The sequence below is a fragment of the Hyphomonas sp. UBA4494 genome (genome assembly GCF_002388935.1).
Classification (GTDB): domain Bacteria; phylum Pseudomonadota; class Alphaproteobacteria; order Caulobacterales; family Hyphomonadaceae; genus Hyphomonas.
Genome location: NZ_DGNK01000027.1, coordinates 12,804 through 22,048, shown reverse-complemented (window position 1 = coordinate 22,048; position 9,245 = coordinate 12,804). Strand labels below are relative to the sequence as shown.

The following is a 9,245-nucleotide window of genomic DNA, read 5'->3' as shown; positions in this document are numbered from 1 at the left end:
GATTTTTCGGGGAGCAGGTCACTTCGAAGCTTGGTTCAGCGGCATGAGGGGCTGGTCTACTTATTCTCCCAGAGGTGCAGAATACTCAGGAGTGCGGTCACGAATGCCAATGGCTGATCGAGCATCAAATGGTGGCGCGCCTCAGGTACGGCGATAATTGGGATGTCACCGCCCCCTAGCTCACGGATGTAGTCAGCCGAATCCTTGGTAAAGAGCTGACTCTTGGCACCATGAACGATGGTCTTGCGACCCGGCGCATTCACGAGTCGCTGGCCGATAGTGAGCCATTCCTCTGACTTATTGCTTCGCCGGAATACCTCGGGTGAGAATTTCCATGTCCAGTTGTCTCCGTCGCGCCGCATAGAATGATAGGCCATGTAATCTAGGAGGAAAGGCTCGCCAACCGGCTGGGGCGGGGAAAGGACGTATCTTTTGCGCGCCTCTTCATAGCTCGCGTAGGACCGCTTGGGCTTGTCAGGATCACCTGACCCCGGGCTGGAACGGCGTTGGTTCCAGTATTGCTCCAGGAGCTCGGCGCGCATGACCATGAGATCACAAATTACGAGGCCGGAGAAGTGATCGGGCGATTGCGTCACGGCAGTGAGCGCTGCGCCGGAACCGAAACTGTGCGCGACGATGGTGGGTTTGTGGCCATCTGCAAACAGATTGAGCGCCTCGGCAATCTCAACAAATTCGCGCCCTCTCGCTTCTGGATCGGCCTGCCCACGCATCTCCGAGTCGCCCATGCCGGCGAGATCGAACGCGACAACGTCATAGTCTTCGGCGAGGAATGGGGCGATGAAGGCAAAGCAGCGCGCGTGGGAGAGAAAGCCATGTGTCATAAGCACTTTCGGCTTGCTGCGGTCGCCCCAGCGAAAGTAATGCACTTTAGCATTGTCGATCTCCACATAACCTTCCTCGCGCGGCACTTTCAGGGCCGACACAAACCATTCCGGCAGATGCGAACCATCTCCAGCCCAGACGGGGCTGATATCGTCGGGAAAAACTGTCACTTTGGTTAACATACTCATTCCATCATCTGTTCGTTGCTGGTGGGTTTGTCGATCATGAAGCCGCGATACCCCTCGTTCGCTACTTCTTCGCAGAGTGCGACGTATCCAGACACGCTTGGAAAGTTGATCAGCTGACGCTTCCTGCCAGGGATATTTGCGCCCATGTACCAGGAATTCGCTTCTGGAAACAGTGTCATGGCGCCGGCCTGGGCAACCATTTTGGTCCAGTCAGCTTCTGCGGTCGCACAGGCTTCGAATTGATTACTGTCATTGTCCCGCATCCAGACGAGAAAGTCACAGATCCAGTCACCCTGTATCTCTGCGCTGGTCGGGCCGTTCGAGAAACCTGACGGGCTAAGTGGACCGTATGCAAACAGCATGTTTGGAAAGTCTGCTATCGCCATGCCGAGATAGGCGCGTAACCCGTCTTCCCAAGCTTGTGAAACAGACAGGCCGTTCGTCCCCGTGATGTTCATATCGACCATGCCGCCGCGCCCGGCATCGAAGCCGGTGGCGTAAACGATGAGGTCGCATTCCACCTCGCCGTCAGCGGTCTCTATCGCGTGCGGTTTGATCTGGGTGATGGGGGTTGCCTTCAGATCGACCAGATCGACATTATCCTGCGCGAAAATCTCGTAATAACACTGCTCGAGCGAAGGTCTCTTCGTGCCGAATGGATGGGGTGGTTCGGAAGGCGCGAGCTGTTCAACAAGATTGGGATCGGAGATCCTGTCGCAAACCTTGTTTCGCCAGAAATCATAGGCGTAGCGGTTCGCTTCGCGATTGATCAGCAGGTCGGCGAAATTGTGATACCAGAACCTGAGGCCGCCTTTCTGCCACAGATATTCGAAGTGTGCGGTGCGCTCTTTCTCGTCAACTTCGAGCGCCGAAACGTCCAGCGATTGAGATTCGAACCCTCCGCTGGTCTGCTTGCGCGTTTCGAAGATAGCAGCATAATCCTGCTTGTCGCGTTCTTGATCTTCCTTTGATAGCTTTTGCTGCCGCATGGGCAGCGCCAGGATTGGTGTTCTTTGAAATAGGGTCAGCTTCGATGCGGACTTCGCGGCTTCCTGCGCGACTTGCACACCGCTTGCCCCGGTGCCGATCAAGGCAATCTTGCGTCCGCTGAGATCGCCCCCCTGTTGTGGCCAGCGCGCCGTGTGAAACCATTCGCCTTCGAAATCCTCAATGCCGGGAAAATCAGGGATATGCGGCTTTGATGCGAAACCAATAGCGGGCAAGAGGAACCGTGTCGTAACAGTTTCCTCTCCGTTGAGTTGCAGGCGCCATTGCTGCGCCGCTTGCTCATAGTTCGCGCCTGTGACCCGTGACCCCATGCGCATCATGGGCCACAGCTTGAGTGTATTACAAACATGATGGAAATACGCTCTTAGCTCTTTCCATCCGGGAAATCGTTCGCTCCAGGTCCATGATTTCCACACTTCAGGTATTGAGTACTCGTAGATCGGCACCTGCGAATCCACTCGTGCGCCCGGATAGCAATTCCAATACCAGATACCGCCCGGCTCGGCCGCAGCATCCACCAGCAACACGTTGAACCCGGCGTTACGTAACTTGTGTAACAGGTAGATGCCGCTGAAGCCGGCACCGACGATTAGGGCGTCGTAATCAGGAGAAGCCCGCTTGCTCATCACGCGACCGTCAAACGCTCGGCGATTGCTTTCGCTGTTGCATAGTCGGCCTTGCCGTTGGATGCGCGCAGGGCTGTTTCCGTTGGATGGATGGCCTTTGGCGTTTTGTAGCCGGCCAATTGCTGACGAACATGGTCTTTGACGCCTTGCTCGTCGAATGCAGCGTCGCCACTCAGGTGCACGACGGCGATGACGGCCTGGCCCCATTTTTCACTCGGCACGCCCACGACCAGCGCGTCAGCGATGGCGGGATGGGTCTTGAGGACTTCCTCGACTTCTTCCGGATAGACCTTTTCACCAGCCGTGTTGATGCACACGCTGCCACGGCCCAGCAGGGTCAGGCTGCCATCGGCTTCGACCGTGCACCAGTCGCCTGGAATCGAATAGCGCACCCCGTCGATAGTGCGGAAGGTCTTGGCGGACTTTTCGGGATCCTTGTAATAACCCGCCGGGATTGCGCCCTTGCGAGCGATATATCCCGGTACGCCGCTGCCCGGCGTTACTTTCTGGTCGTATTCATCGAAGACATCGCAGAATTCACCGATCCCGAATTTCGCGGTGTTCGTACCCCCATCTGCGGTTGTGACGGAGAGGCCGAAGCCGAGCCCTTCGGAAGCGCCAAAGCTGTCCATCAGCACCGCTTGGGGGATATGCTTGCACAGGCCAGCCTTGACCTCCTTGCTCCACATCACGCCGGATGAAACAATGGAGACAAGGCTGTTTGTGTCCCAGCGACCGGGATTATCGTCCAGCGCCTGCAACATCGGTTTGGCAAAAGCGTCGCCCACAATTGAAATGCTTTCCACCTTGTGCGTATCAACCGTCTCCCACAATTCAAGCGCATCGAAAGATGGGTCCGACAGAGTCACGATGGCACCGCCCGACATGAGCGTGCCGATCGCAGTGATGAAGCCTGTCCCGTGCATTAACGGGCAGGAGGGAAGTGTACGTCTGCCCGGCCCTTGACTGGTGATTAGGGCGACGTTTTCCTCGACTGTTTGCGGAACGGGGCCGAGCAGCTTCTGGGCGTCCAGTTGCGCCTTGCGCATATCGTCGTGACGCCACATCACGCCCTTGGGCATCCCTGTCGTGCCGCCGGTATAAATGAAGAGCAAATCGTCAGGCGAGCGCGTGATGCCGAGCGCTGATCCATCACCTTCCTGCGCGAGAATTTCATAAGGGATCGCAAAAGGTGCGATTTGCGAAGCATCGCCAATTTCAACGAAGGTGTGAACCTTTCCGAGCCGGTCCTTGAGTTCGACGATACAGTCACGGAACTCCGAACTATAAATAATCACCTCGCTGTCAGAATCATCAAAAATGTAAAAAACTTCTTCGGGGCGATAGCGGTAATTGATGTTCACATGAGTCAACCGCCCCTTAAAGCAGGCCGCCATCAGCTCACCATATTCAGGGCGGTTGCGCATGTAGAAAGCCACCTTGGCGCCGTCGCTAGCTCCGCGTTGTCGCAACGCGCGCGCGACATTGTTCGAGCGCGCGGACATTTCGGGCCAAGTGATGATCCGGTCGCCGTGTATCAAGGCCGGAGCGTCTTGAGGCATGGCGGGCTCGATTGCGTCGAGAATGTCGCCGAGATTCCATTCGATCATGTTGCTTGATTCCTTCAAGACTGGGCCGCAAATCTCGCAGCCGTATACAATGAGTGTATTACGGGGCTTTTATCCAACCCTGTAGGGCTGCCAATTCGGCCCGCACCGTTTCGGGGCCTCCAAGCGCTTGCCGGTCGAAGCCAATACGTTTGAACCAGTAATGAAGACCCATCAGGTCCGTAAATCCCATTCCGCCATGCACTTCGGTGGAGGTGCGGGCGACAAAGCGATGGACTTCGCCTGTGTGTGATTTGGCATGGCAGGCGAAAATGGATGCATCCTCCGGTATCGAATCGAAGGCGTGGGCCGCATACCAGACAAGCGAGCGGCATGGCTCATGACGTGCGGCCATCTCCGCGCACATGTGCTTGACGGCCTGGAAACTGCCGATGAGCCGGCCAAACTGCTCGCGCTGGCCAGAATAATCGACAGCCTTTTCGATCATGGCCTGGCCTGCGCCAAGGCTGTCAGCAGCTAAGATCACACGGCCCGCATCGCGCAACCGGGCCGTTGTCGCGCCGTTATCGTCAATAAGCGGTTCTGCCTCTGTCTGTTCGAAACGCAATTCCCCGACACTGCGGGTGCGATCAATGGTCGTCAGCCGGATCGTCTCCAGTTTGAGGGCATCGGCTGTAACGAGGTGCAGCCGGCCGCCAGCGTCGGCTACGATGTAAGCGTCAGCTCCCTCGAAATCCAGGCAGAACACGGCGGTTCCGCTGAGCTTCCCATCAGCNNCCGCCCCGTCGCGCGCCTCGACCGTCTCGGAAATCGCGACAGCGATACGCGCCTCGCCGTTCGCGATCTTCGGTAGCCATTGTGCTTTTTGTTCTTCGCTACCAGCCTCGCTCAGCGCGATAGGCGCAAGTACATGACTGGCGAGAAAAGGCACTGGCGCGACCATATAGGCGAGCTGTTCGGCAACTATGGCAGCGTCGAGAAGGGTCATACCGAGGCCGCCATGCTCTTCAGGTACCAGCATTCCGGGAATTCCCAAGTCCTGAACGGCGCCGAGCACTTTGTCGCTGAGTGGATTGTCCAGTTCGGCGCATTCGCGGACATGATCGAGCGGGCAGGTGTCCGCAAGACAACGGGCAACCGCATCACGTAACATCTGCTGGTCCTGAGATAATCCGAAATCCATTAGGCTGATCCCTGTTTGTGACGCTCTATGTCTGCGGTTGCTTTCGCCGCATCCGAAACCTTTGCGAGCTTCGGTTCGCGCGGCATTTCGAGGCCACGTTCGGCGATGATGTTTTTCTGAATCTGCGCGGTGCCGCCGCCTATTATGAGACCGAGCTGGAACATGTAGTTCCATTGCCACGCGCCTCCTTCGCGCTCTCGCGGGCTGCCATGGTAAAGCGTGCCTATCTCACCCATGGCGTCGATCGCCAGTGCTGAAATCTGGTGGGCAATCTCACAGCTTTGCAGCTTGACGATTAGCTTCGCCATGCCGCCTGACTCACCCTTGAGGCTGTTCGAAAGGATACGCATCCCATTGCATTTCATCGCTGACACCTCGGCCTGGAGCGCCAACAGCCGATCTCGCAGAACCGGATTGTCGATTGCGCGGGCCTGTCCGATACGCTCTTCCTGCATCAGGGCGATCAGTGCCTGTAGCCGGTTTTCGAGCGCGCCGGGATCACCCAGCATTCCGCGCTCATGGCCGAGGGTTGCATTCGCCACGAGCCAGCCCTGGCCCCGCGCCCCTACAATCTGGTCCACCGGAACGCGGACATTGGTGAAGAATGTCTCATTGAATTCGGCGTGGCCTGTCATCGTCTTCAAAGGACGAACCTCGATACCCGGTGTGTCCATCGAGAAGATCAGGTAGGAAATACCGCGGTGTTTTGGTGCGTCGGGCTCGGTCCTTACGAGGCAGAAGATCATGTCGGCCTGCTTCGCCGTGCTGGTCCAGATTTTCTGGCCATTGATGACGAAATTGCCGTCTTCGACTCGCGCCCTGGTCTTGAGGCTGGCCAGGTCCGATCCGGCACCGGGTTCAGAATAGCCCTGGCACCATACGATCTCGCCTTTCAGCGTGGGTTCGATCCAGCGTTGCTTCTGCTCCTCGGTGCCGAGTTCCAGCAAAGTCGGGACGAGCATCGAGATGCCCTGGTTCGTGAGCCCGCCCGGCACCCCGGCCCGTGAAAACTCCTCGGAGATGATGCGCGATTTGAGGATGTCGGGTTCCGCGCCGTAGCCGCCATACTCCGCCGGGATCGTGCGGGCAGTGTACCCGTTTTCGATCAGCAGCTTCTGCCATTTGACGGCTTCGGGTGAAGGGCGGGCTGCCCGAGTCGCACACGGCGGCGCAAGGTGGCTATGCGCTTCGATGAAATCGCGCACCTGTTGACGGAATGTGTCGTATTCGGGGCCGTAATCGAGATCCATATCGCTTCTATTCCTCGCAGGGACGGAAAACGGGCAGACGGAAGTCGTCCCCGATTGTTTCGAATGTCAATTCTACAGGAAGGTCGAGCCTGAGGCTATCATGGTCACAATCGATCAGACGAGTGGCCATGCGTACACCCTCTTCGAGTTCAACCACCGCAGCCACGAAGGGAATGTCGGCGGCAAATGCCGGGTGCAGGGCCTGGTGGGTGATGGTCCAGGAAAAAAGCGTACCCTTGCCAGTGCTGCGCTCCCACGAAAATTCCGGTGAGCCACACTTCGCGCACATATAACGAGGCAGGTGGCGGAGGGTGCCGCAATCGCTGCAACGCTGGAAATAGAGATGGCCATCCTGGCACCGATTCCAGAATTCCTGTTCGATAGGATCCTGCGGGCGCGGTTTCGGCTTGGGCGGAGCCTTCTGCGCCTTGAAGCGCATTTTAGGCGGCAGTTCGTTCTTGTCGCTCACGTAAACCTCCTGAGGATTGCGATACTCCCGTCGCCAAGGTCGCCCCAGCCGGTCACGAGGCCGGTCTGGGCATCTGCGACCTGACGCTCGCCGCAATCGTGGCGCAGCTGGCGGACCGCCTCAACAACATGGTTGAGGCCCCAGACATGCGCTTCGCTCAGCAAGCCGCCATGGGTGTTGATGGGATAGCGTCCACCCAGCTCGATCTGGCCATCAGCGACGAATTCGCTCTGACCGCCGGGTTCGCAGTAACCGAGCGCTTCAAGCTGCAACAGCACGATATAAGAGAAGCAGTCGTAGATTTGCAGAAAATCCATATCCTCGCGGGTGACGCCTGCCATCTCGAATGCGCGCGGGGCGGCATAGCTGAGGCCGATCTTGAAAGGGTCGGGGCGCGAGGGGATGTCGTCGGCGGGATAGGGGTGGCCCTCAGCCGCGCCTGCGATGCTTACCGGCACGTGCCGCATGTCCTTGGCCCGTTCCATGCGCGAGACAACGACCGCACAGGCACCATCGGTTTCCAGGCAGCAATCGTAGAGCCGGAAAGGCTCGGATATCCAGCGCGCCGAGTGATATGCCTCGAGATCGAATGTACGGCCATAATTGAAGGCTCTCGGATTTAGCTGCGCGTGACGGTTACATGCGAGTGCCACAGCGGCCATCGCGTCCGGCCCGACACTGTGGAGCTTGGAATGTCGCATGGCGAGCCAGGCATACATCTGCACCGGCAGGAACACGCCATAAGGAATGTAATAGCCCTGAATGGTGTTGGTCAGAGTGTTCATGTTCATCGGCCGGGTAGGCGGGGCACCGGCCTTGGGCCTGAGTGCGGAATAGCCATTCCAGCCCAGCGTTACGAGAACGTGGTCACAAAGTCCGCTGGCGATCGCCATCGCCGCGTTCTGGAGCGCTGTCGTCGGGCTGGCTCCGCCCATGTGAACGGTAGCCGCATAGCGCAATACGTCGATACCCAGATTGGCGGCCATTTCTTCCGATGTCGTGTAGATCGGCGGCGGAACCATGCCGTCGATGTCGGATGGCTTCAGCCCGGCATCAGCGATCGCCTTGCGGGAAGCTTCGAGCATCATGTCGACCGCGGTATTTTCGGCGCCCTTGATGAATGCCGTTTCACCGACGCCCGTGATTGCGGACCTGTCACTGAAATTGAAGGTGGATGTGGCGCTCATTTTTGATGCTTGTCCTGTTGGCTGGACTGCATGTCTCCGACAAACGAGCGGGAGAGTGCGACTTCCGCACCTTCGACAAGTTCACGCATCACCTCGGCTGCGGGCCGGATCGAATGGATGAGGCCAATTCCCTGGCCAGCAAAGCCAGGCATGATATCCTTGCGCTCAGCCTTGAGGCCTGAAGCCATAACCGGACCTGAAATTATCGACTGGAAAGGCATGGGCAGTGGTTCCTTGCCCGCAGCAACCCACGCATCGGCCCATTTGTTACGGATCATGCGGGCAGGCTTGCCGGTTAACGAGCGGCTTACGACGGTATCCGCGTCACCGCTTTCGGTGATTGCTTCCTTCTGAAAATGCTCGATGCCTGCTTCGTCCGTTGCGAGGAATGCGGTGCCGATCCACGCGCCTTCTGCCCCCAACATCAGCGACGCCGCGACACCGCGCCCATCTGAAATACCACCTGCACCGATCACGGGCACCCGATCACCGACCGCATCCACGACTTGCGGGATAAGCGACATGGTTCCGATAGGTGAATTGTGGCCGCCGCCGTCGTGACCTTGGGCGACGATCATGTCGATACCGGAATCGACCACCTGCTCGGCATGCTTGACCTTGCCGATCACCGCCATGACCTTGGTGCCGTTGGCGTGAAGACGGTCGATCCAGGGCGCGGGATTGCCGAGGCCCGCGGCATAGACCGGCACCTTTTCCTCAATCACCACCTCCATCTGCGCCTCGAAGAATTCTCTCGAGAATAGCTGGAGCTGGCTCTTGCCCATATCCGGCGAACCTGCGGCGCGCATCGCTGCTGCAGCATCGACTTCGGGAAGGTTCTCCCGCGCCATGAAATCGCGGGTAAACTCCTTGTATTCGTCGATTTTTGCCATCGGGTTGGCGGGCGCGTTACCGGATTGCGG

8 protein-coding genes are annotated in these 9,245 nt (G+C 58.2%); all 8 read right to left on the bottom strand.

All coding sequences use genetic code 11. The features are described 5' to 3' along the window. Positions 1-56: 56 nt before the first annotated feature. Positions 57-1,031, bottom strand: coding sequence for an alpha/beta fold hydrolase (locus tag B2P82_RS10370; protein ID WP_035551935.1), 975 nt, complete (start codon positions 1,029-1,031; stop codon positions 57-59). Beyond that, complete coding sequence (locus B2P82_RS10365) at positions 1,028-2,665, bottom strand: flavin-containing monooxygenase (RefSeq protein WP_034766453.1); 1,638 nt, start codon at positions 2,663-2,665, stop codon at positions 1,028-1,030. The genes B2P82_RS10370 and B2P82_RS10365 overlap by 4 nt, the downstream gene beginning before the upstream one ends. Further along, positions 2,665-4,275 carry an acyl-CoA synthetase gene (locus B2P82_RS10360; RefSeq protein ID WP_034766454.1) on the bottom strand — a complete coding sequence of 537 codons (1,611 nt, stop codon included), beginning with the start codon at positions 4,273-4,275 and terminating at the stop codon, positions 2,665-2,667. The genes B2P82_RS10365 and B2P82_RS10360 overlap by 1 nt, the downstream gene beginning before the upstream one ends. Before the next feature lie 58 nt (positions 4,276-4,333). Then, positions 4,334-5,416 carry an acyl-CoA dehydrogenase family protein gene (locus B2P82_RS10355; RefSeq protein ID WP_349679745.1) on the bottom strand — a complete coding sequence of 361 codons (1,083 nt, stop codon included), beginning with the start codon at positions 5,414-5,416 and terminating at the stop codon, positions 4,334-4,336. After that, entirely contained in the window at positions 5,416-6,666 is a 1,251-nt protein-coding gene (locus B2P82_RS10350) for an acyl-CoA dehydrogenase family protein (protein WP_034766456.1), read from the bottom strand. Before B2P82_RS10350 ends, B2P82_RS10355 begins: the two co-directional genes overlap by 1 nt. Positions 6,667-6,673: 7 nt before the next feature. Further along, positions 6,674-7,135, bottom strand: a complete 462-nt coding sequence (locus tag B2P82_RS10345) for a Zn-ribbon domain-containing OB-fold protein (RefSeq protein ID WP_081806136.1) — start codon at positions 7,133-7,135, stop codon at positions 6,674-6,676. Further along, positions 7,132-8,322: a thiolase C-terminal domain-containing protein gene (locus B2P82_RS10340; protein ID WP_034766457.1), complete on the bottom strand. Its 1,191-nt coding sequence runs from the start codon at positions 8,320-8,322 to the stop codon at positions 7,132-7,134. Before B2P82_RS10340 ends, B2P82_RS10345 begins: the two co-directional genes overlap by 4 nt. Then, the coding region (locus tag B2P82_RS10335; RefSeq protein ID WP_290496964.1) for an NAD(P)H-dependent flavin oxidoreductase at positions 8,319-9,245 on the bottom strand (927 nt) is incomplete at its 5' end. The genes B2P82_RS10340 and B2P82_RS10335, both read right to left, overlap by 4 nt.

Bases quoted from the DNA above. Each gene is read 5' to 3' on its own strand.
- B2P82_RS10365 (WP_034766453.1), bottom strand. From the start codon at position 2,665: ATGAGCAAGCGGGCTTCTCCTGATTACGACGCCCTAATCGTCGGTGCC.
- B2P82_RS10350 (WP_034766456.1), bottom strand. From the start codon at position 6,666: ATGGATCTCGATTACGGCCCCGAATACGACACATTCCGTCAACAGGTG.
- B2P82_RS10370 (WP_035551935.1), bottom strand. From the start codon at position 1,031: ATGAGTATGTTAACCAAAGTGACAGTTTTTCCCGACGATATCAGCCCC.
- B2P82_RS10360 (WP_034766454.1), bottom strand. From the start codon at position 4,275: ATGATCGAATGGAATCTCGGCGACATTCTCGACGCAATCGAGCCCGCC.
- B2P82_RS10340 (WP_034766457.1), bottom strand. From the start codon at position 8,322: ATGAGCGCCACATCCACCTTCAATTTCAGTGACAGGTCCGCAATCACG.